We start from the raw sequence: 21515 nt of genomic DNA, 5'->3' as shown, positions 1-21515 counted from the left end.
ACCCGGCACGCGCAAGCTGTCACGATGCCGATTAACATCGCGTTAACCGTGCGGACGGCCGCCGGTTCCCATGCCGCGATTCCTGCCGCCGCTCCATACGCGAAACCGCGCAGGCCGGAGCGGCCGCCGTCGAGCGCCGCAGGAGCGCCGCCGTCACACCAGGAAGAAGTCCTCCGGCGCCCCGATCAGGCGGTCATCGCCGTGCACCACGAGCTGCCGCCGCATCGGGCGCACCGGCGGTGTGATGACCCGCCGTTCGAGCTCGTTGGCGCCTGGCAACTGGTCGACGAAGCGGACGGCGAAGCCGTCGGGGAAATGCCTGATGACACGGCCGATGCAACTGCCCACCGCCAGCGGCGTGCCGATCTCCGGCTGGATCTCCGCCGAGACCGCGGCGCCCGACATCGAGGCATCGATCACGAAGCACGGGATGCAGCTGCCGTCGGCGAGCGTCAGCGCCGAATGCGGCGAGTTCGGCACGAAGCGCGCATCGCGGCGGGAATCGCGGATCGACGGATCCTTCTGCTTCTTCTCCAGCCAGACCAGCTTCTCGGCGAGCTTGGCGCGCTCGGCGCGCGTCATCTCCAGCTCGAGCAGAAAGCCGCCATGCACGGTGTCGCTGATCTCGCCTTCGAACTTGCCGAAGTCGCGGAAATACGAGGTCAGGCGATCGCCGACCTTGCCGACCACGGGCACCTCGAGCAGCGCGCGGAACGGCGACACCCGCGTGGTGCGGCATGCGAAAGACCGCAGCCGTCCTTCAGGGGAATACCAGTTCGGAAGCGTGTAGGACCCGACCGTCTGAATCCTGACCGCGCGCTGCTTCAGGAATCGAGCAACCGACATTGCACGTCTCCTCCCGAACCCATGCTGTCCCCGACGATGGCCCGGCCGACGCCGCGGCACGATATGCCTGTTACAATTTCTGCGTGCATTTTCGGTCGAACTAAATCAAATTGGGCAGAGCCGCCATGCCCGGACCGTGCGCGCAAATTGTTGAGGAAATCTGAATCCGAGACGGAAATCCCGCTCAACGGAATCGTATGTCCAACCCGTTTCTGCTTTCTAAAAATGCCGGCCCGTCGGACTACGGTGCGGCGCGGCACTTGTTCGTCGCGGGTACGAGCGGCTGATCGCATCAGCCGCGGCGCCATCGCGCCACGACGCACACCGTCTCACGATGAGCGTGCGTTCGCGTCCAACGTGATTAGTCAATGATTCATCCTAACGCGCGACCACCGAGGCGCGGCTGCAACTCACAATTTCATTCAATCTGGTGAGCAACTATCAGCGCGCGCAACCGCGCTGCGAGCAAACAGCTAACACATTCGCGTCGTTTCGCTATTTGCTTGCTAACAACCTGTTCACCACTTGCGCAATCGGTCGGCACGGCAGCTGCTGCAGCCCATGCCGTTCAATTTCGCTTATACTATTGCCGCTTAGTCGTAAGTGAGGGGGACGGCTGTCAGTCGGCTCGCGCGTCGCCCCGGGCGTATGAGTAAGCAGAGTAGTCACGCGTATGATGACCGCACGCATCGTGGTGTTAACCATCGCTCTCGGCGCGGGCGGCGTTGCGGCCTATCTGGTCAGCAATTCCGACGGCCAGCGGCAGGCGCCCGTGGCGCCGGTCGTGCAGTTGCCGACGGTCGAGGTGCTGGTCGCCAAGACCGACATCGGGCTCGGACAGGCGATCAAGCCCGGCGACCTGATCTGGCAGACCTGGCCCGAGGCCGCGAGCAACATCTTCATCCGGCGCGGCGACCGTCCCGAGGCGGCCAATCAGCTGGTCGGCACCATCGCCCGTTCGCCGTTCGTGATCGGCGAGCCGATCCGCGAGCAGAAGCTGGTGAAGGCGGACGGCTCCGGCTTCATGGCGGCGATCCTGCCCGCGGGCATGCGCGCGATCTCCACCGAGATCTCACCCGAGACCGGCGCGGGCGGCTTCATCCTGCCGAACGACCGCGTCGACGTCATCCTGTCGAAGCGCGACAAGAACCCTGACAAGCCCGGCGCCGCCGACTTCGTCAGCTCCGAGATCATTCTCTCCAACGTCCGCGTGCTCGCGATCGATCAGGCGCCGAAGGAGAAGGAAGGCCAGAACACCGTCGTCGGCAAGACGGTGACGCTCGAGCTCAGGCCCGAGCAGGCCGAGACTTTGGCGCGCGCGCGACAGGCCGGCTCGCTGGCGCTGGCGCTGCGCAGCATCGCCGACGTGAACGCCGCCGACGGCAACAAGACCGAGGCGCAGCAACAGCAGCAGCAGATGGCGCGACGGGGCAGCGCCATCGAGATCATTCGCTATGGGATCACGAGCTCGCTGACGGCGCAGAAGTGACCGAAAGGACGAGGAAGATGATGGGTGGGCATCAACGCGCAAAGTTCGGGACGTGGGTCGTCCGCGCGCTATCGACATCCGCCGTGATCGGGCTTGCGCTCAATCCGGCGCTGACGCCGGTGAAGGCGGCCGACGACAGGCCGGAGACGCCGGTGGTTTCGGTCGGCTCGTCGAAGGTGCGCTTCCTCTCGCTCGGCATCGGCAAGTCGGTGGTCGTCGACTTCCCGCAGGACGTCAAGGACGTGCTGGTCGCCGATCCCAAGGTCGCCAACGCGGTCGTCCGTTCGGCCCGGCGCGCCTACATCATCGGCGCCGCAGTCGGCCAGACCAACGTCGTGTTCTTCGACGGCGAGGGACAGCAGGTCGCCGCCTATGACATCGCGATCAAGCGCGATCTCAACGGCGTGCGCCAGGCGCTGAGCCAGAGCATTCCCGGCGTCAAGATCGACGGCGTCGGCGAAGGCGTGATCCTGACCGGATCGGTGTCGAGCCCGGTCGAGGCGCAGCAGGCCGGCGAGATCGCCGCACGCCTCGTCGGCGGTGCCGACAAGGTGGTCAACTCGATCGTCGTGCGCGGCCGCGATCAGGTGATGCTGAAGGTCAACGTGTCGGAGGTCCGGCGCGAGATCGTCAAGCAGCTCGGCATCGATCTCAGCGCCAGCCTGAACTACGGCACCGCGGTGGTGAACTTCAACAACACCAACCCGTTCACCGCCTATGGCAAGTCGCTGGTCGGCCCCAACGGCCTTTCCGCCACCGGCGGCGGCTTGTCGTCGGTCTCGGCGACGCTGCGCGCCATGGAGACGGCCGGTGTCGTCAAGACGCTCGCCGAGCCAAACCTGACCGCGATCTCCGGCGAATCCGCGACCTTCATCGCGGGCGGCGAATTCCCGATTCCCGGCGGCTATTCCTGCGATCCCACCACGCGGGTCTGCAGCACGTCGATCACCTACAAGAAGTTCGGCATCTCGCTCAACTTCACGCCCGTCGTGCTCGGCGAAGGCCGCATCAGCCTCCGGGTGATGACGGAGGTGTCGGAGCTGTCGAACGACAACGCGATCACGGTCTCCTATGCGCTGACCTCGGCCTCGACCTCGTCGGTGACGATCCCCGCGATCCGCACCCGCCGCGCCGAGACGACGGTCGAGATCCCCTCCGGTGGCTCGATGGCGATGGCCGGCCTGATCCAGAACCAGACCAAGCAGGCGATCAACGGCCTGCCCGGGCTCAACCAGCTGCCGGTGCTCGGCCAGCTGTTCCGCAGCCAGGACTACGTCAACAACGAGACCGAGCTGATGGTGCTGGTGACGCCCTATGTCGTGCGCGCCGTCGCCCAGAAGGAGCTGTCGCGTCCGGACGACGGCTTCGCGCCGGCCACCGACTCAGAGTCGGCGCTGCTCGGCCGCATGAACCGGCTGTACGGCATCGCCGCCAGGGTCGACGCGGCCACGGGGCAGCCGGCCGGCTTCGGCTTCATCATCGACTGAGATTGCGGGACGACGGGGCACGGGGGAACGATCATGTCGGCAACATCCATACCAGACGGCAGGCGCGCGCTGCGCCGGATCGTCGCCATCGCGGGGCTGGCGCTCACGCTGGGCGCCTGCAACACCACCACCGGTGAGGTCGTCGCGACGATCCCGGACGACTACAAGATCCGCCATCCGATCGCGATCGAGGAAGGCCGGCAGTCGACCGTCGTCTTCATCGGCAGCGGCCGCGGCGGCCTGACCTACCAGCAGCGCGTGGATGTCGCGGGGCTCGCGCGCTCATGGCTGCGCGAAGGCACCGGCGGGATCATGGCGGAGGTGCCGACGGGCACGTCGAATGCGCGCGCCGCGGCCGACGCCTACCGCGAGATCCGCGCCGTGCTGACCGCCGGCGGCGTTCCCTCGCACGCGATCACCCTGCGCAACACCATGCCCGACGATCCGCGGCAGCTCGCCGTCATCCGGCTGAGCTATCCGAAGATCGCCGCCGTCGCCGGTCCCTGCGGGCTGTGGCCCGACGACCTCGGGCCGAACTTCAGCAATCCCGGCTACAGCAGCAACCAGCACTATCAGAATTTCGGCTGCGCCACGCAGCGCAACCTCGCTGCGATGATCGACAACCCGGCCGATCTCGAGCAGCCGCGCTCGGAGATGGCCGCCTACACGCCGCGCCGCTCCGCGCTGTTCGAGAAGTACCGCAAGGGCGAGTCGACGGCGGTGGCGTATCCGGAGTCCGACAAGGCCAAGCTCAGCGATACAGGCAAATGATCAACGCGTCCCGTCAGAGCCAGGATGAGCAGCCCGGCCCCACCGGCCCGGCCCTCGACGATCACATCGCGCCGGTGCCGCGCGTCTCGGTGCAGGCATTCTGCGAAACCGACCAGACCTCGGCCGCGATCCTCGCCGCGAGCCAGGACCGCCGGCTCGGCAAGGCGCACATCACGATCAAGGCGGGCGGCATGCCGCGCGCCATCGAGACCTATCATTCGCAGCCGACGCCGAACGTCATCGTGATCGAGACCAGGCCCGGCGGCGACATTCTCGGCGGCCTCGACGATCTCGCCAGCGTCTGCGATCCCGGCACCCGCGTGGTGCTGATCGGCAGCCCGTCCGACGGCGTCGCCTATCGCGAGCTGGTCCGGCGCGGCGTCAACGACTACGTGCTCGGCCCGGTCGAGACCATCGACGTGATCCGCTCGGTCTGCAGCCTGTTCTCGGCCTCAGAGGCCGTCATCACCGGCCGCATCATCGCCGTGGTCGGCGCCAAGGGCGGCGTCGGCGCCTCCACCGTCGCCCACAACGTCGCCTGGAGCATGGCGCGCGACCTGACGCTGGATTCGGTCGTGATCGATCTCGACATGGCGTTCGGCACCGCGGGGCTGGACTACAACCAGGATCCGCTGCAGGGCATCGCCAACGCCGTGTTCCAGCCGGACCGGCCGGATACGGCGCTGATGGAGCGCCTGCTCGCCAAATGCACCGAAAATCTCAACCTGCTCGCCGCGCCCGCGACGCTCGACCGCGTCTATGATTTCGGCGCCGACGCGTTCGACGCGATCTTCGACACCCTGCGCATGACCCAGCAATGCATCGTGCTCGACGTGCCGCACCAATGGTCGGCCTGGACGCGGCATGCGCTGATCAATGCCGACGACATCCTCGTGGTCGCCGAGCCCGATCTGGCGAACCTGCGCAACGCCAAGAACCTGCTCGGCGTGCTCAAGGCCTCGCGTCCCAACGACCGGCCGCCGCTGTACTGCCTGAACCAGGTCGGCATGCCCAAGCGGCCGGAGATCGACCTGAAGCGCTTCGCCAAGACCGTCGAGGCCGAGCCGGTCGCGGTCATCCCGTTCGACTGCAAACTGTTCGGCACCGCCGCCAACAACGGCCAGATGATCGCGGAGATATCGGGGCTGAGCCGCACGCCAAAACTGTTCCAGGACATCGCGAACCGGCTCACGGGACGGATCGATCACAAGCCGCAGCGCGGCTCGCTGCTGGCGCCGATCGCGAAACTGCTCGGCGCGAAATAGCGCCTGAGATCATGATGCGATCCCAGGGACTCGCATCAGGATCTCATCTCCGTGTTTGAGCATGATCTCCGCGCAAACGCCTTTGGCGTTTGTCGCGAGGGAAAACCGGCTTCCACTTTTCCGGATCATGCTCTAGTCGTCGGACCGGCTGAGTGCCCGCGCCAGCGCCTTGTCGGGCTCGCCGGCCACCGGACGGTCGCGGCGCGGCGACAGCTCGCGCTGCGCGATCTTGCGGCGCTCCAGGATGCGCTTGACATAGGCGACGCTGGCGCTGGCCTGCTCCGGCGGCAGCCCCGAACGCGCGATGCTCTCGGCCTCGCTCATCCGGCCCTGCAGGCCGACGATGACGGCGAGATTGGTCCGAACCCGCGGGCTGGCATCGGGGTGCGCGCTGGCCTTGCGCAACTGCTCCTCGGCCTTCGGCAGTTCGTTCGAGAGCGCATAGGAGAGACCGAGATTGGACAGCACGGAAGGATCGTCAGGGGCGATCTTCAGCGCCGTCATGTAGTATTGCCGGGCCTCCTCGTTGCGCCCCATCTGGTCGAGCGTGGCGCCCTGCGCCGACAGGATGCGCCAGTCGGGATCCTCGGGCGAATGCGCGCGGCTGAGCACGTCGAACGCCTGCTGGAAATTGCCATTGTCGGCAAGCGCGCGGCCAAAGGCCGCCAGCAGCGCCTTGTTGCCGGGATTGGCGATCGTCGCCTGCTCGAGCACGGCGACGGCCTGCGAGCGCTGGCCGGTGCCGCGCAGGGCGCTGCCATAGCGCAGCGCCACCTCGGGATCGTTGGGATTGGCGCGGAAGCGCTCGCGGAGCTGGTCGATCTCGGCGCGCGGGTCGGCGGCGGCAGCGCGGCTCTTTTCGGGATTGCCGCCCAGTGCCCCCGTGACCTCGCTGAGATCGGTGGTCTGGCAGGCGCCGAGACCGAGCAGCACGGCCGTGAACGACAGCGCGAACGCAGCCGGCCGGAGGAGAGGGGGAGAGCGAAGGGGCCGCGTACGCATGCAACTGAACTACTTCGAGACCTGATGATCTGCACGCTGGCAGATTAACCCTAAGGTCCCGTTAAGCAGACGCGGCCGGCCCGCCTCAATCGATGAATTCGGCGCCGAACTCGCAGCCGATGCGCCAGGCCAGCCGGCACTTGCGCTGATGGTCGGGCGCGAAGACGATGGTGAACTGCGGGGGAATCTCGACGAATTCGGCGATCACCTTGACGCCGCCGTCGGAAATATCCGTGACCGTGCAGTCCCGCGGCAGGCTGCCGTTGCCATAGTGAATCTTCGCGATCCTCCTGCACAGCCGACGTTCACTCTTGCGACGGTTCGCCAACATCAACATTTCGACGTCTCACCCACTCAATCGTCCAATCCGGAGACCTCGTTTGTAGCGAGGAAACCTTGGGATCTGGCTAGCGCCAAGCCCGGAAATCCGGCGACCGGATTTGGGTTTCGTTTACCCTCAGCGGACCGGCAGCAGCACGCCGTCGAAATACGCCGACAGCCTCCCGACGTCGTCGAGCGGCAGGACGTCGGCGACATACTGATCGGGCCGCACGATCACGATGCAGCCCGCGGCGCGATCGATGCCGCGCATCGCGAAGATGTCCTGGCCGCTCTTCAGATCGGCACAGAACATCTTCTCGTAGTCGATGAGACCGTAACGGCCCTTCCGCGGCAGCAGCAGCTCCGGCATTCGTTCGAGCGCGAGTTCGCGATGCCCCTGCTGGAACACCGCGCGCAGATCGATCACGGAGTCGATGTCGGCGCCCACCTGGGTGTGGCGGCGCACGGGCGAGGCCGAATCCTCGCTGAGGAATGTGCACAGGCGGCGGATCGCGGACCCCGGCGCGGCCGGATCCTCCGCGGCCGCGAAAGCGAAGATGCGGAAGCGGCCGTCGGCTTGCACGACATGTCCGAGCTGCGCCGGCTTGGCGTCGCCGAGCCGGATGACCGGCGCCGAGTGAAAGCGCTTGCCGATGACGAAGCCGGTGGCGAGCGGCTGGAAGGTGTCGTCGCCGGTGAGGACGGAGGGCCGATAGTGCGTGGCGGTGCCCGCCGTGTAGCGGCCGTGACGGACGAAATAGTCCTGCGTCTTGGCCGCGTCGGCGCCGCCCTGCTTGGCGGCGGAGGCAAGAATTCCCGACCATTCGCGATCGAAATCGATCAGCTCCTGGGCGATGGCCCGCCGCTCCGACGAGTAGCTGTGCAGGAGCTGCGGCGCGCAACGCCTGCCCAGCACGGCGGCGAGCTTCCAGCCGAGGTTGAACGTGTCCTGCATCGACACGTTCATGCCCTGCCCCGCCTTCGGGCTGTGGGTGTGGCAAGCGTCACCGGCGATGAAGACGCGCGGCAGCCGCGTTGCGACCTCGGCCTCCGGCACGTCGTCGAACTTGTCGGTGATGCGCTGGCCGATCTCGTAGACCGACCACCACGCGACCTCCTTCACCTGAAGCGTATAAGGCGCGAGAATGCGCTGTGCCTTGGCGATCACCTCGTCGACGGTGATGTTGCGCCCGGCCACGCGCTCGCCGACCTCGAGCTTGGCAAGCTCGACATACAGCCGGACGAGATAGCCGCCCTCGCGCGGGATCACCAGCAGGCTGCCGTCCTTGGCGGACTGGATCAGCGATTTGAAGCGGATGTCGGGAAAATCGGTCACGGCGAGCACGTCCATGACGCCCCAGGCGTGGTTGGCGGAATCCCCGTGCAGTTCGCGGCCGATCGCCTTGCGCACGACGCTGCGCGCGCCATCGCAGCCGACGACGTAGCGCGCGCGCACCGTCTCCACCTGGCCTTCATGCTCCGGGTCTATGCGATCGAAGCTGACGGTCACGCCGTGCGCGTCGACGCCTGCGGCCGGATCGATCCGCAGATCACGCAGTCGCCGCGCGTAGTGCGGCTCGAGCTTCGCGGCCGAACGGCGCATCACGTCCAGGAAGAAATCGTGGACCCGAGCCTGGTTGAGCACGACATGCGGCATCTCCGACAGGCCGTCCTCGACGTCCTGCACGCGACCGCTGCGCGCGATATGCTTGCTGTCTTGGTCGCTCGGCTTCCAGAACGTGGTCTCGTTGATCCAGCACGCTTCCCTCAGCACTTTCTCGGCAAAACCATAGGCCTGGAACATCTCCATGGTGCGGCAGGCGATGCCGTCGGCCTGGCCGAGCAGCAGCCGGCCCGGCTTCTGCTCGACGATGCAGGTCCTGATGTCCGGAAAAGCGGAAAGCTGGGCAGCGAGGTTCAATCCGGCGGGGCCACAGCCGACGATGAGGACATCGGCCTCGGGCGGCAGCGGGCCGGTCGCGCCGGCGCTCGCGACACGTTCGGCCGCGTCGAAGATCTCGGGATCGCCCGGCTGGAAGCCGTTGAGATGAAACTGCACGTGACCACCCTCCCTCGCCATTCTTATTGATCAGTATGCTGATCATCAGTATGCTTGTCAAGCTGGTAACAGGAGATTCGAATTGACCGAGATGCGGGACATGCCGGGGCACCTGGCGCGCCGGTTTCAGCAGATCGCCGTGGCGGTGTTCCTGGCGGAGGTGGAAGCGGCCGGCTTCGACCTGACGCCGGTGCAATATGCGGCGCTGGCGGCGATCGCGGCCAACCCGGCCATCGACCAGATCACGCTCGCTGGCCTGATCGCCTATGACCGCACCACGATCACCGGAGTGATCGACCGGCTCGCACAGAAGGGCCTCGTCGTCCGCCGTGCGAGCGCGCGCGACCGCCGGTCACGGGAGCTGTTGATCACCGATGAGGGGAGAAGGACGCTGGAGGCGATCACGCCGGCGGTCGAGGCAGCGCAGCGGCTGATGGTGCGCGGCCTCAGCGAGGCCGAGGCGAAGGAGTTGGTCCGCCTCATGCAGAAGGCGATCGCCGCCGGCAACGATCTCAGCCGCGCGCCGCTGCGGGAGGGGGCGGCGGAGCGGTAAGCCCAAGCAAAACTGCTGGTTGCTTACCCGTCATGCCCCGGACCGGTTCCGGGCATCCGCGTTCTTCCAAGCCCAACGACATCGATGGCCGGATCCAGCCCGGCCATGACGATGTGGAGAGAGCCGCCCCAAGCTGACGTCATAGAGGCGAGCGCCGCTCGTGCCCCCCTGCCCTCACGAATACCGCATCACGCCGTCGTCGACCTTGCCGAAGCGCAGCGAGACGATATCCAGCGCGTAGTTCTGGTACAGCCGCCACGGCCGCTTGGAGCCCTGTTTCGGCAGGTCGGCGACCGCGCGCTGCACATAGCCGGAGCTGAAGCTCAGCGACGGCAGCGGCGTAACGGTGGAATCGTCATTGTGCGGCACGCATTGGCGATAGCCGTGCCGGTCCATGTAGTTCAGGAGCCGGCAGACATATTCGCAGGTGAGGTCGCATTTCAGCGTCCACGACGCGTTGGTGTAGCCGAGCGTCGCCGCCAGATTCGGCACGTCGGAATACATCATGCCCTTGTAGTTGAGCGTCTTGGCGAAATCGACAGTGCGGCCATCCACGACGACCTCGATGCCGCCGAGCACCTGCAGCACCAGCCCGGTCGCGGTGACCACGATATCGGCCTCGATTTCGCGGCCGTCGGTAAGGCGCAAGCCGCGCTCGGTGAAGGTCTCGATCCCGGCCGTCACCACCGAGGCGCGCTGCTCGCGAATGGTCTTGAACAGGTCGCCATCCGGCACCAGGCACAACCGCTGGTCCCACGGGTTGTAGCGCGGCGTGAAATGGGTGGCGACGTCGTAATCGGGGCCCAGCGCGGCGCGCACCCCGCCCAGGATCAGCTGCTTGACCCGCTGCGGCTTGCGCCGGCTGAGCTGGAAGAAATACATCCCGAACAGCACGTTGCGCCAGCGGATCAGGTGATAGGCGAGGCCAGCGGGCAGATGCCGGCGCAGCTTGTTGGCGAGCGCGTCCTGCGCCGGGCGCGACACCACATAGGTCGGTGAGCGCTGCAGCATCGTCACATGCGCGGCGGACTTGGCCATCGCCGGCACCAATGTGACCGCGGTCGCGCCGGAGCCGATCACGACGACGCGCTTGCCGGCATAGTCGAGATCCTCCGGCCAGGCCTGCGGATGCACGATGCGGCCCTTGAAATCGGCCATGCCCTTGAAGTCCGGCAGATAGCCCGACTCGTAGCGGTAGTAGCCGGAGCACATGAACAGAAAGCCGCAGGTCATCCGCACGGTCTCGACCGTGCCCTGCTCCGTCCGGCGCTCGGCCTCGACGGTCCAGCGTGCGTCCGCGCTCGACCACGACGCGCGCCGGACCCGATGGTTGAACCGGATGTGGCGGTCGATGTCGTTATCGGTCGCGGTGTCCTGGACGTATTTCAGGATCTGCGGCCCGTCGGCGATCGCCTTCGGATCGGTCCACGGCTTGAACGAATAGCCGAGCGTGTACATGTCGCTGTCGGAGCGGATGCCGGGATAGCGGAACAGGTCCCATGTGCCGCCGATCGCGCCCCGCCCCTCCAGGATCGCGAAGCGCTTGCTCGGGCACTTGTGCTGCAGATGATAGGCGGCGGCGATGCCGGAAAGCCCGGCGCCGACGATCAGCACGTCGACATGCTCTGTTGACATGAGGTGTTCCTGGCGTTTCCTGGTGCGGCTTTCTTGCTCTGGCTGCGGACAGTCGCAACCCGGCTCGTCGCTGTCAAATCGCCGGCGCATTCGTCGTCGGTCAACCCTCCTCCGCTATCAGCGGGAAACACCCTCGATACGGATCTGGTGATGAACGCTCCCCACCCGCGCGACGACAGGCCCGGCGACAGCGACAGCCGGGACGGCAGTGGTGCGCCGTCGCAGCGCATCGCCCTGGGCTTTTCGCTGTTCGCAATCGGGCTCGCAGCCTGGTCGCTCTTCCCGAGCTTTCCGGCCGGCCAGCTGATCGCGGTCGTCACCGTCATCCCGCTGGTGGCGCTCATCCTCACCTTGCGCTTTCCCGGGCGGTTCCGCATCGGCCTCGGCTCCGGCTACGGCGCCAATCTCGGCACCGGTTGCATCGTGGCGGCCGGCACGCTCGCCGCGCGCACGCTGTCGGACATCAATCTCGTCGACTGGCTGCCGCTGACAGCCTTCGCGACCGCGGTCGCGATCATTTTCCTCATCGTCGCCGCGCGGTTCGAAACCCAGCTCCGCCGCCGCGGCTGGCGGCTGCTGCTCGCCGCTCTCTTCGTCGCCGCCTATGCGTTCGGGACGCTTGGCCAGTTCAACACCGCACTCGACCGCTCGGCGCCGGCGCTGCTGCGCAGCCGTGTGCTCGCCAAGCATCTCGGCCACAGCCGGCTCGCCACGCATCAGGTGACGCTCGAGCCGTGGGGCCCGTTCGCGCGAGCCACCGATGCACATGTTGCGCAGGCGCTGTACGAAAGGTTGCAGCCGGGCGACACCGTGTGCCTGCGCCTGGGCGATGGCGCGTTTCGCATGGCGTGGTTCACGGTGGCCGCATGCCGTTGAGACCCGGCGCTGCGGCCGAGACAGGAACGGCCATTTGCGCAGCGCGGCGATGCTGCGTATCGTCGTAGCTTCGTGGCCCGCATGAGCGCAGCGATATGCGGGGCCTCACGCGCCGTCTCGATGAACCCGGACGTCGCTCCGCTCATCCGGGCGATGCGATTGCGAGCCGTTCTGCATGACCGACTTCCTGCCCCGCCCTTTCGCTGTCGATCGTCCCGACGTGCTGGAGCTCGACATCACCGCGCTCGACGCGCGCCCCGGCGCGGTGCTGGTGGCGCGCTCGCCGTTCTATCCCGGCGGTGGCGGACAATTGCCGGACCGCGGCACGATCGCGTGGAACGGGATCGTCCGCGTCGTCACCGGGTTCGAGCCGACCGCCGACGGCATCTGGCACCTGATCGGTGATGACGCCATCCCGGACGGGGCGATCGAACTGCACGTCGATCCGGCGTTCCGGCAGCGCATGAGCGAGCAGCACACGGTGGCGCATCTCGTCAACAGCGCCGTCTACACCCTGTTCGACGGCGCGCTGCTGACCGGCGTCCGCATGACCGAGACCGACGAGTTCAGCGTCGACTTCGACCTGCCCAAGGTGGCGCCGGAGCAGCTGCGCGCGGTGGAGGACGCGGTCAACGCGGCGATCTCGGACGATCGCCCGGTACGCGCCTTCGACATGCCCTATGACGACGCGCAGGCGACCGCGGGCCTGTTTCGCGCCAAATCGGTCGCCCCGCCACGCCAGGCCGACGGCCTGATCCGCATCGTCGACATCGACGGCCTCGACCGCCAGGCCTGCGGCGGCACGCACCTGGTCTCGACGGCGCAGGCGCGGCGCATCCGCATTCTCAAGGTCGACAACAAGGGCCGGCAGAACCGGCGGTTGAGGATCGGATTCGTCACGGCTTGAGAATCGCGCGGCTCGCGATGAAACGGCCGGCGTCGCAATGCACATTGTCAAACGCGTATATCATCGCTCGACGTCCGATACGATTGTAACGCAGGCGCGTCCGTGATCCCATGGAAGCTCACGTCTTCCTTGCGTTCCGCAACGTCTCCGAGGGCAACTCACCCATCATCTGGCGGTACTCGCTGGCAAAGCGGCCCAGATTGCCAAAGCCGCATTTGAAGGCGACCGACACGACGCTTGTGTTGGCATCGGGCCGTCGCAGAAGTTCAGATGCCCGCTGAAGTCGGACGCGCTTGGCAAACTGGCCGGGTGATCCGCGTCCCGACTCCGAGAACTCGCGGAAAATCGACCGGACGCTGACCCCCGCGACCGCGGCGATCTTCTCGAGGTCCAGAGGCTCGTCCCAATGTGCCTCGATATAGGACTCGACGGTATCGACAACCATACGATTGACTCGCTGGGGCGCATTCAGCAGGCGGCTGCTAAAGCTGTGCCGATTTGCAAGCAGGAGCCGGATCATCAAGCTCCGCTCGAGCTCTGCGATGGCTATCGGCGAGTAGTCCGCTCCGAACATCTGCAACTCACCGGCAAGCCTGAAAACGTCCTGGCGGACGAGAGCCATGACAGCAGGATCGGTTGGGCCTTCGTCAAAGGTCAGATTCGTATCTCTGTCATCGCCGAGCATGGCTCTCAACAGCTGGTGCAAAGGCGCGCTTTCGACCCTGACCACCAGTTGGCAGTAGCCGGCAGGAAATTCGAGATCCAGTCTTGAATCCCCGGATATCAGGGGACTCCAGGCGACGATCGCCTGGTGGCCTCGCGCAGTCCTGTATCCGGCAGTGCCCTGGATCGAGAAGAACTGTCTGTAGATCGTCGATTCCGGAAACGACACCGACGCCGCGCCCGCATATGAGCAGAACGCCAGCCCCGCGGTGCTGAGCCGCGCAAGATTGGCCTCGATGCCGAAGCTGGAGTCGGAGCTGTCGAAACGATCGACGGCGTAGATGCTGAACAAGCGATCGCGCGCGAACTCGCGATCACGCGAGCGAAACAGCGGATATCGATCGAGATATGAGATTTGACCCAAACAGCTCCTCCGCCCGATCGGCATCACCACCTGGTCAACCCTTGTGCAATCGTCAGGCGCGTGAGCACAAGGCCGTGCGTTAGGGCACGTGGCAAGCACGAATTTCATTCAGTTCCACGGTTCGGACAACGTCCCGGCGCGAGGGGGCGTACGATTTTCGCGGTGATAACCGAACACCCCGTATTGTTACGGACAGAATGCGGCCTCGCGGGGCTGGCCGTGGTCTGCGCCGGGTCGTCCAATGGCTCGCTCGGAACAACGGCGTACCAAGCGGCCAAATGCGATGGGTATCGGGGTCATCGGAGCGGCAGCATACGGCCGATCTGTCGGGGATCGGACAAATACTTGGATAATTCGATTCGACTACGATCCGCTCACTCTGGACCAGAGTCGGGCCTCGCGGCGGCGTTTGGCCCCAGCGAACCAAGGTCCTGGAAATCGACAGACGTGCATGTGCCGAAACCCCGGCAGAGCAGACCTAGAGAGGAAAGAGAATGTTCGGCCGCAGACACGCCAAGGGTGACGCACAGGCCATGCTCGACGCGATCAGCCGCTCGCAGGCCGTGATCGAGTTCAACATGGACGGCACGATCATCACGGCAAACAAGAACTTCCTCGATACGCTCGGATACCGGCTGGATGAGATCCAGGGCAAGCATCACAGCATGTTCGTGGCGCCGGCCGAGCGGGACAGCGCGGCCTATCGCGAATTCTGGGCGGCTCTCAACCGCGGCGAATTCCAGGCCGCAGAATTCAAGCGGATCACCAAAGGCGGCGGCGAGGTCTGGATCGAGGCGTCCTACAATCCGGTTCTCGACGGCAACCGCCGACCGGTGAAGGTGGTGAAGTTCGCGACCGACATTACCGCGAAAAAGCTGCGCAGCATGGCGGACGGCTCCAAGATCGCTGCCATCGATCGCGCCCAGGCCGTGATCGAGTTCAAGCTGGACGGAACGGTCGTGACGGCGAACCAGAACTTTTGCGACGTTCTGGGTTATCGGCTCGACGAGATCCAGGGCCGGCATCACAGCATGTTCGTCGAGCCGTCACAGCGCGACAGCGCGGCGTATCGCGAGTTCTGGACGGCCCTCAATCGCGGCGAATATCAAGGCGGCGAATACAAGCGCATCGGCAAGGGAGGCAAGGAGGTCTGGATTCTCGCCACCTACAATCCCATGCTCGATACCGCCGGCAAGCCGTTCGGCGTGGTCAAGTTCGCGACCGACGTCACCGCGCAGAAGCTCAGGAACGCGGATCTAGCCGGCCAGATCGATGCGATCGGCAAGTCGCAGGCTGTGATCGAGTTCAACATGGACGGCACGATCATCACCGCGAATGACAATTTCCTGCATGTGCTCGGCTACACCCTGGCCGAGGTCAAAGGCAAACATCATAGCATGTTCGTGGAGCCTTCGGAGCGCGATGGTGCCGCATATCGCGAGTTTTGGGCCGACCTGAACCGGGGGCAGTATCAGGCGGCGGAATACAAACGCATCGGCAAGGGCGGCAAGGAGGTCTACATCCAGGCCTCGTACAATCCGATCCTCGATCTCAACGGCAAGCCGTTCAAGGTCGTGAAGTATGCGACCGACGTCACCAGGCAGGTGCTGGTGCGCATAGGCAACGAGCGCGTCCGTGCGATGATGGAATCCGTCGCAGCAGGCTCCGAGGAGTTGAACGCGTCTGTGCGGGAGATTTCCGAAGCCATGACCAAGTCCCGCGAGACGGCGATGGGCGCCGTCGGTCAGGTGGCATCCGCCGACGGCCAGGCGCAGCGGCTGTCCGAAGCCACGCAGGCGATGAGCGGCATCGTCGAGATGATCAACAACATCACCGGGCAGATCAACCTGCTCGCGCTCAACGCCACCATCGAATCCGCCCGCGCCGGCGAAGCCGGGCGTGGCTTTGCGGTCGTCGCCGCCGAGGTCAAGAACCTCGCCAACCAGGCCAAGCAGGCCACCGACAAGATCGCCCAGGAAATCGAGAACCTTAACGGCATCTCGGGCGACGTCGTGACGGCGCTCAACTCGATCAAGCAGGCGATCAACAGCGTCAGCGAATACGTCACCTCGACGGCGGCGGCGGTGGAAGAGCAGAGCACGGTGACGAACGAGATGTCGTCCAGCATGGCCCGCGCCGCAGCCGAAGCTCAGGCCTTGGCCGCCCGGACCGCGGCTTAGCTGCGCGCGACCAGGGCGGCGGAGCCCGGCGGGCCGCCGCCCCATTAGCGATCGAATGCGGGCGTTCACAAGAAGGCGCTGACGAGAAGACCGTGGCCGACATCATTCATTTTCCTGCTCCCGATTCCTCGCGATTCGTCGAACAGCACGCCGTGGCGGCTTGTCGGGCGCTCCTGCGTCCCCAGACCGAACGCCTCCAGCAAGAGTTGCAGCAGTGGCGCAACGCCTTGGATGAGTTGGATCAGCACATCGGCGCGGCCCCGTCATTCGCCGCGCTACTGTCTGAAAGCGCAAAGGTGCGCGAGCTCATCTCCGCTGCCGAAAGCGCGCTGGACGCAATCTTCTGAGACCAGGCGGTGATCGCCGCGGCACGGCTGAGGTTGCGCGGCGACGCGCACCGCCAGGATTGCCGCCAACAAGCCAGCGGGACGACAGCAGTCCCAGTCGCCGCCGCAAGGTCACGGCCGATGCAAGATCACGTCGAATCCTTCCTCCGGGGTCGGCGCCACGAAGTATGAAGTGAACAGGTCGAACTCCTCGTCGGTCACGGTGAAGGCGTGGCGGCCTTCTGCGTTGCGCGCGCGCAGCCGTGCCTTGCAGACCTCGTCGGGGACGTCGAGGTGATGCAACTGGTGCGGCACGCCGGCGGCTTCGAACAGACCGCGCATCCAGGCGCGGCTCGCCGGCGTGTTGGCGGGGAAGTCGAGCACGACCGAAACGCCGGCTCGCAACAACGCGACGACGTGCGGCCCCATCACGCTGCGCAGCCGTGACGAATTGCGCACGTAGTCCGCCAGGCTGCTCTGCTCGCCGGGATAGAGCCGCGACAGCCAGTCGTCCTCGGCGACCACGACGGTGGCCGGGCGATGGCCGAGCTCCGCGGTGAGCGTCGATTTGCCGGCAGCGATCTTGCCGCACACGAGGTGCAGCGTCGGTTGGTTGGGAGACACGGATACAGACCTCGCATACGGCGCATCTTCGGGCGCCAAGAGCATTCACAGGCAATTCTCGCAGGCAGAAGCGCCCGGCCCGACGGATCAGGCCGGGTCGGTAATTCGGCTGCTGACGGCAGCGCCTGCGATGCGAATGCGGAAGGTCATGAGGATATATTTGACAGATGTCGCTGACGGCGTCCAGGCCCGGCCGTCATCCGTCGCGAGACCGCGCCGCGATTGAGTTCGACTCGCAAGAATGGCCCGCGCGCATTTCAGTCGCACCGGCCGCTCGCGAATGAGTTGAAGTCACTTCACTGTGGCCGAATTGATCCACTGCGACGGGAGTCGAGCCGGCCGCGTGTCGTCCATTGCCAACCGGATGTCCGCTCCTGTAGATAGTTGCGAGGGACGGGGGCGTCAGTCGGTGGCTCGTCAAGGGCGTCAACTACAAGGCATCGCATCAGGACGACGTGAGGCGCGCATGCGCTCGGCGCGGCGGCGCGCAGCGCTGTCGCGGCTCGGCGGCGCTCTCGTCTGGTTCGCGGCATGGGCCCTGATCTTCCAGTCCGCGCTGGCGCTCTCCGCGATGAGCGCTGCGGTTGCGGCCCCCGATGCCGTCGCCATCATCTGTCAGAGCTCCGCCGACGATCCAACGTCGGACGACATCGGCACTGCGGCCAAGCAATGCGCGAGTTGTCCGTTCTGTGCGCTCGGGCGCGGCGTCACTGTCCCGCACGTCCCCGCCGTGGCGCGGCCGATGCCGGTGGTCGTGGCGATCCTGATCGAGCGGACAGACCTCGTTGCGGCGCCTCGGCCTGCGCTCGAACTGCCGGTCGCTCGCGGACCACCGGCGGCCCTCTAGGCCGATACTCCAGACATCTCATCCCGTCACGATGCGGCCGGTCTCGTCCGCGCGCGCTGTGGGCTGCCGTCCGGCGGTCGCCGCAGCCGTGCCCGGAGCCGCCTCGTCGCGACATGTTCACGAGGCCACGGCGCGCTCGCAGCCGGGCGCCTCTCCCATTCCTATTCCGAGATCCCCTCATGGACCATTGTTCGACACCCGTCCGGCAGCGGTTGCTCCGCTCAACCACCGTGCTCACATCGCCGGCGCTGCTGGCATTCGCCCTTTCGAGTCCCGTGCTCGCGCAGGACCCATCGCAGGCTCGCTCCGCCGCCACGCTGCCGCAGGTGACGGTCGCTGTCCCGAAGCCCCGGCCGGCCGCCCGAACGGCAGTCCGCCGCAGGGGCGCACATGCGGCGACCAATCCGGCCAGCGCGCCACCGCCGCAGGCGGCCTCATCCGACGGCGTCGGCGCGCCTCCCGGCGCCACTTCGGTTGCACCGGATGACATCCTGGCGAAGCGGGCCACCACGAACGACACGGCTGCGCTGTTTGCGGATGTCCCCGGAGTCAGCCTCTATTCGGCCGGAGGGGTCTCCAGCCTGCCGGCGATCCATGGCCTCGCCGACGACCGCCTGCGCATCAAGGTCGACGGCATGGACACCATCGCCTCGTGTCCCAATCACATGAACCCGGCGCTGTCCTATATCGATCCGGCCCAGGTCGCCGCGGCCAAGGTCTGGGCGGGCATCACGCCCGTGAGCGTCGGCGGCGACTCGATCGGCGGCACCGTCGCCGTCAGCTCGCCGGCGGCCCTGTTCGCGGCGCCGGGGCAGAGCCTGCTGACCAAAGGCAGCATCGGCACGTTCTACCGCAGCAACGGCAACGTGCGCGGCGTCAACCTGTCGGCCACCATGGCCACCGAGAACTACAGCGTCAGCTACAGCGGCGCTGCGGTCAAGGCCGACAACTATACGGCCGGCGGCAACTTCAAGAACTTCACCCTGAGGAGTTCGATCACGCCGGTGCTTCCCCTCGATCAGGTCGGCTCGTCCGCCTACGAGACCAGGAATCATCTGATGGGCATCGCCTGGAACAAGGACGGCCAGCTCATCGAGCTGAAGGCGGGAGTGCAGGAGGTCCCCTATCAGCTCTACCCGAACCAGCGCATGGACATGCTGGGCAACGATGCCTACAGTTTCAACCTGCACCATCTCGGCCGGTTCGACTGGGGAGATCTGGACACCCGCCTCTATCACCAGTCCGTCGATCACTACATGGACTTCGGCGGCGATCGGCTGTTCTCGTATGGCACACTCAGCCCGCCGAACACGACGGGTGCGCGCTATCCGGTCAACGGCATGCCGATGTATACGCACACCAAGACCAACGGCCTGACCTCCAAGGCCGACATCACGCTGTCGTCCCGCGACGTGGTCCGCGTCGGCGTCGACCTGCAGACCTACCGTCTCGACGACTGGTGGCCGCCGGCCCCCGATTGCGGCGTCGGCAACTGCATCGGCGGCATGGCGCCACTGACGTTCTGGAACATCAACGGCGGCAAGCGCGACCGGGCCGGCGTGTTCAGCGAGTGGGAGGCGAAGTGGAGCCCGTCCTGGCTGTCGCTGCTGGGCGTGCGGTTCGAACGCGTCGAGACCGACACCGGACCGGTCGTCGGCTACAACATCAGCACCACGCCGCTGACATCGGGATTCATGTCCGGCATGTACGAGACGAGCTCTGTTGGCTCCCGCGCGGCGTTCAACGCCATGGATCGCTCGCGAAAGGACAACAATGTCGATCTGACGGCGCTGTTCCGGAACACGCCGAGCGCCCATCTCACCTTCGAGTTCGGCGCGATGCAGAAGACCCGCTCGCCGAATCTCTACGAGCGTTATTCCTGGTCGCGCAACACCATGGCGCTGGAGATGAACAACTTCGTCGGCGACGGCAACGGCTATCTCGGAAACCCCAATCTGAGACCCGAGGTCGCCCATACCGTGAGCTTCACCGGCGCCTGGCACAGCGCCGACCATGAGGCCGAGATCCGGCTCACGCCCTACTACACCCATGTACGCGACTACATCGATGCGGTGCAGTGGAAGGCCGCCACCAACACCGCCGCCGTGCCTGCCGTCGCCAACCAGTTCGTGATCATGAAATACATGAACCAGCAGGCACGGCTGTACGGCTTCGATCTGTCCGGCAAAGTGCCGCTGGGCAGGACGCCGATCGGCGATTTCGGCCTGAAAGGAGTGTTGAGCTATACCAACGGCCGGAATCTCGACACCGGAAGCGGTCTCTACAACATCATGCCGGTCAACGGCAGGCTGACGCTCACGCACCGGCTCGACGGCTGGGACAGCGGCCTCGAGCTGGTGATGGTAGGCCGCAAGTCCGACGTCTCCGTCGCGCGCAACGAGCTCAAGACCCCGGGCTACAGCCTGGTGAACCTGCGCAGCAACTACACCTGGCAGAGGCTGCGCATCAGCTTCGGCGTCGAGAACCTGTTCAACAAGCTCTACTACCTGCCGCTCGGCGGCGCCTATATCGGCGAGGGCGCATCGATGTCGTTCAACAAGGAGGCCGGCACCGTCGCTGCCACCGGCGGCGGCGTATCGGGCACCGCGACGATGTGGGGCACCGCCGTTCCCGGCCCCGGACGTTCGTTCTATCTGGGTGCGAACCTGGAATTCTGACGCCGGCATTCGCATCTCGCCCTGTCCCGCCAGCGGGACAGGGCGAGAGCGGGCGCCAGACGACACGGCGTCGCGACGAGCGGCACGAGCGAGACGTAACGTCGCGCATCACGCCGTCTGCGATTCTCGGCCAAAATCGCCGCTCTCACGAACTTGGAAAAGCTCTAAGAGCGATTCCAGCCGCCGCTCCGTTGACACATCGGGGCGGTTGCCGTCTCCACTGATCCCACGATGCATCGTATTTGAATTTGCTCATTGGAGGGATTGATGAGACTGACCATCGCGGCGGTGATCGGTGCCGCACTCGCCGGCTTCGCCATCTCGCCGGCTCTGGCCGACGGCTACAAGGACTGCACCAAGCTCGACAAGGCCCAGTGGAAGCCGGCCGCCGAGGCGGAAGCCAAGGCCAAGGAAGCGGGCTACGAGGTGCGCCGCTCGAAGGTCGAAGGCTCCTGCTACGAGGTCTACGGCGTCAAGGGCGGCAAGCTCCACGAGCTGTTCTACAGCCCGGAGGATATCAGCCTGAAGCACACGATCGCCAAGTAGTTGGCGCAAGCGTCGC

At 65.9% G+C, this 21515-nt stretch carries 19 protein-coding genes; 12 read left to right on the top strand and 7 right to left on the bottom strand.

The features are described 5' to 3' along the window. Window positions 1–153: 153 nt before the first annotated feature. Window positions 154–846, bottom strand: a complete 693-nt coding sequence (locus ACQR1E_RS11055) for a PilZ domain-containing protein (protein WP_316169703.1) — start codon at window positions 844–846, stop codon at window positions 154–156. A gap of 673 nt (window positions 847–1519) precedes the next feature. On the opposite strand from ACQR1E_RS11055, the gene cpaB reads away from it, so the two are divergent. The 4 genes from cpaB to ACQR1E_RS11035 are packed head-to-tail and all read left to right on the top strand — an operon-like array spanning window position 1520 to window position 5858. Further along, window positions 1520–2335, top strand: coding sequence for a Flp pilus assembly protein CpaB (gene cpaB, locus ACQR1E_RS11050; protein WP_315712864.1), 816 nt, complete (start codon window positions 1520–1522; stop codon window positions 2333–2335). Between the two features lie 17 nt (window positions 2336–2352). Further along, window positions 2353–3822, top strand: a complete 1470-nt coding sequence (locus ACQR1E_RS11045) for a type II and III secretion system protein family protein (protein ID WP_410052254.1) — start codon at window positions 2353–2355, stop codon at window positions 3820–3822. A 33-nt stretch (window positions 3823–3855) separates the two neighbouring features. Beyond that, window positions 3856–4593, top strand: a complete 738-nt coding sequence (locus ACQR1E_RS11040; protein ID WP_315712867.1) for a CpaD family pilus assembly protein — start codon at window positions 3856–3858, stop codon at window positions 4591–4593. Further along, window positions 4590–5858 (top strand): AAA family ATPase, encoded by a 1269-nt coding sequence (locus ACQR1E_RS11035; protein WP_315712868.1) that lies wholly within the window; start codon window positions 4590–4592, stop codon window positions 5856–5858. The genes ACQR1E_RS11040 and ACQR1E_RS11035 overlap by 4 nt, the downstream gene beginning before the upstream one ends. 132 nt (window positions 5859–5990) lie before the next feature. On the opposite strand, the gene ACQR1E_RS11030 is transcribed toward ACQR1E_RS11035, so the two are convergent. From ACQR1E_RS11030 to ACQR1E_RS11020, 3 genes are all read right to left on the bottom strand, one after another. Then, on the bottom strand, window positions 5991–6860 hold the full coding sequence (locus ACQR1E_RS11030) for a tetratricopeptide repeat protein (RefSeq protein ID WP_434897030.1): 870 nt from the start codon (window positions 6858–6860) through the stop codon (window positions 5991–5993). 85 nt (window positions 6861–6945) lie between these two features. Further along, window positions 6946–7191, bottom strand: a complete 246-nt coding sequence (locus tag ACQR1E_RS11025) for a PilZ domain-containing protein (protein WP_315712872.1) — start codon at window positions 7189–7191, stop codon at window positions 6946–6948. Window positions 7192–7317: 126 nt separating this feature from the next. After that, entirely contained in the window at window positions 7318–9240 is a 1923-nt protein-coding gene (locus ACQR1E_RS11020; RefSeq protein ID WP_434897029.1) for an FAD-binding monooxygenase, read from the bottom strand. A gap of 100 nt (window positions 9241–9340) precedes the next feature. Here ACQR1E_RS11020 and ACQR1E_RS11015 point away from each other — a divergent pair, with 100 nt between their 5' ends. Further along, window positions 9341–9793 (top strand): MarR family winged helix-turn-helix transcriptional regulator, encoded by a 453-nt coding sequence (locus tag ACQR1E_RS11015; protein WP_315825457.1) that lies wholly within the window; start codon window positions 9341–9343, stop codon window positions 9791–9793. Window positions 9794–9967: 174 nt separating this feature from the next. On the opposite strand, the gene ACQR1E_RS11010 is transcribed toward ACQR1E_RS11015, so the two are convergent. Then, window positions 9968–11518, bottom strand: a complete 1551-nt coding sequence (locus tag ACQR1E_RS11010; protein ID WP_434897028.1) for a flavin-containing monooxygenase — start codon at window positions 11516–11518, stop codon at window positions 9968–9970. 60 nt (window positions 11519–11578) lie between these two features. On the opposite strand from ACQR1E_RS11010, the gene ACQR1E_RS11005 reads away from it, so the two are divergent. Then, window positions 11579–12304, top strand: a complete 726-nt coding sequence (locus ACQR1E_RS11005) for a hypothetical protein (RefSeq protein ID WP_316225656.1) — start codon at window positions 11579–11581, stop codon at window positions 12302–12304. 175 nt (window positions 12305–12479) lie between these two features. Next, the gene (locus tag ACQR1E_RS11000) at window positions 12480–13211 is read left to right on the top strand and encodes an alanyl-tRNA editing protein (RefSeq protein WP_434897027.1); all 732 of its coding nucleotides are present in this window, start codon (window positions 12480–12482) and stop codon (window positions 13209–13211) included. 118 nt (window positions 13212–13329) lie between these two features. On the opposite strand, the gene ACQR1E_RS10995 is transcribed toward ACQR1E_RS11000, so the two are convergent. After that, entirely contained in the window at window positions 13330–14298 is a 969-nt protein-coding gene (locus ACQR1E_RS10995) for an AraC family transcriptional regulator (RefSeq protein WP_434841812.1), read from the bottom strand. 494 nt (window positions 14299–14792) lie between these two features. Here ACQR1E_RS10995 and ACQR1E_RS10990 point away from each other — a divergent pair, with 494 nt between their 5' ends. Beyond that, window positions 14793–16478, top strand: coding sequence for a methyl-accepting chemotaxis protein (locus tag ACQR1E_RS10990; RefSeq protein WP_315712876.1), 1686 nt, complete (start codon window positions 14793–14795; stop codon window positions 16476–16478). Window positions 16479–16570: 92 nt separating this feature from the next. After that, the gene (locus tag ACQR1E_RS10985; protein WP_315825097.1) at window positions 16571–16825 is read left to right on the top strand and encodes a hypothetical protein; all 255 of its coding nucleotides are present in this window, start codon (window positions 16571–16573) and stop codon (window positions 16823–16825) included. Between the two features lie 111 nt (window positions 16826–16936). On the opposite strand, the gene ACQR1E_RS10980 is transcribed toward ACQR1E_RS10985, so the two are convergent. Beyond that, window positions 16937–17428, bottom strand: coding sequence for an AAA family ATPase (locus tag ACQR1E_RS10980; protein WP_315753608.1), 492 nt, complete (start codon window positions 17426–17428; stop codon window positions 16937–16939). 466 nt (window positions 17429–17894) lie between these two features. Between ACQR1E_RS10980 and ACQR1E_RS10975 the strand changes: the two genes are divergently transcribed. The 3 genes from ACQR1E_RS10975 (at window position 17895) to ACQR1E_RS10965 (ending at window position 21499) form a co-directional block, all read left to right on the top strand. Then, window positions 17895–18275 carry a DUF2946 family protein gene (locus ACQR1E_RS10975; protein ID WP_316187621.1) on the top strand — a complete coding sequence of 127 codons (381 nt, stop codon included), beginning with the start codon at window positions 17895–17897 and terminating at the stop codon, window positions 18273–18275. Between the two features lie 179 nt (window positions 18276–18454). Then, window positions 18455–20953 (top strand): TonB-dependent receptor, encoded by a 2499-nt coding sequence (locus ACQR1E_RS10970; RefSeq protein ID WP_434897026.1) that lies wholly within the window; start codon window positions 18455–18457, stop codon window positions 20951–20953. Between the two features lie 267 nt (window positions 20954–21220). Beyond that, window positions 21221–21499, top strand: a complete 279-nt coding sequence (locus tag ACQR1E_RS10965) for a PepSY domain-containing protein (RefSeq protein WP_315753602.1) — start codon at window positions 21221–21223, stop codon at window positions 21497–21499. Window positions 21500–21515 lie beyond the last annotated feature (16 nt).

It is taken from the genome of Bradyrhizobium sp. HKCCYLRH1030 (genome assembly GCF_051168395.1).
Lineage (GTDB): Bacteria > Pseudomonadota > Alphaproteobacteria > Rhizobiales > Xanthobacteraceae > Bradyrhizobium.
Note: the sequence above shows the minus strand (reverse complement) of the source record. Positions and strands in the feature narration are given on the sequence as shown.

Bases quoted from the DNA above. Each gene is read 5' to 3' on its own strand.
- ACQR1E_RS11055 (WP_316169703.1), bottom strand. From the start codon at position 846: ATGTCGGTTGCTCGATTCCTGAAGCAGCGCGCGGTCAGGATTCAGACG.
- cpaB (WP_315712864.1), top strand. From the start codon at position 1,520: ATGATGACCGCACGCATCGTGGTGTTAACCATCGCTCTCGGCGCGGGC.
- ACQR1E_RS11045 (WP_410052254.1), top strand. From the start codon at position 2,353: ATGATGGGTGGGCATCAACGCGCAAAGTTCGGGACGTGGGTCGTCCGC.
- ACQR1E_RS11040 (WP_315712867.1), top strand. From the start codon at position 3,856: ATGTCGGCAACATCCATACCAGACGGCAGGCGCGCGCTGCGCCGGATC.
- ACQR1E_RS11035 (WP_315712868.1), top strand. From the start codon at position 4,590: ATGATCAACGCGTCCCGTCAGAGCCAGGATGAGCAGCCCGGCCCCACC.
- ACQR1E_RS11030 (WP_434897030.1), bottom strand. From the start codon at position 6,860: ATGCGTACGCGGCCCCTTCGCTCTCCCCCTCTCCTCCGGCCGGCTGCG.
- ACQR1E_RS11025 (WP_315712872.1), bottom strand. From the start codon at position 7,191: ATGTTGGCGAACCGTCGCAAGAGTGAACGTCGGCTGTGCAGGAGGATC.
- ACQR1E_RS11015 (WP_315825457.1), top strand. From the start codon at position 9,341: ATGCCGGGGCACCTGGCGCGCCGGTTTCAGCAGATCGCCGTGGCGGTG.
- ACQR1E_RS11010 (WP_434897028.1), bottom strand. From the start codon at position 11,518: ATGCGCCGGCGATTTGACAGCGACGAGCCGGGTTGCGACTGTCCGCAG.
- ACQR1E_RS11005 (WP_316225656.1), top strand. From the start codon at position 11,579: ATGAACGCTCCCCACCCGCGCGACGACAGGCCCGGCGACAGCGACAGC.
- ACQR1E_RS11000 (WP_434897027.1), top strand. From the start codon at position 12,480: ATGACCGACTTCCTGCCCCGCCCTTTCGCTGTCGATCGTCCCGACGTG.
- ACQR1E_RS10990 (WP_315712876.1), top strand. From the start codon at position 14,793: ATGTTCGGCCGCAGACACGCCAAGGGTGACGCACAGGCCATGCTCGAC.
- ACQR1E_RS10975 (WP_316187621.1), top strand. From the start codon at position 17,895: ATGCGCTCGGCGCGGCGGCGCGCAGCGCTGTCGCGGCTCGGCGGCGCT.
- ACQR1E_RS10970 (WP_434897026.1), top strand. From the start codon at position 18,455: ATGGACCATTGTTCGACACCCGTCCGGCAGCGGTTGCTCCGCTCAACC.
- ACQR1E_RS10965 (WP_315753602.1), top strand. From the start codon at position 21,221: ATGAGACTGACCATCGCGGCGGTGATCGGTGCCGCACTCGCCGGCTTC.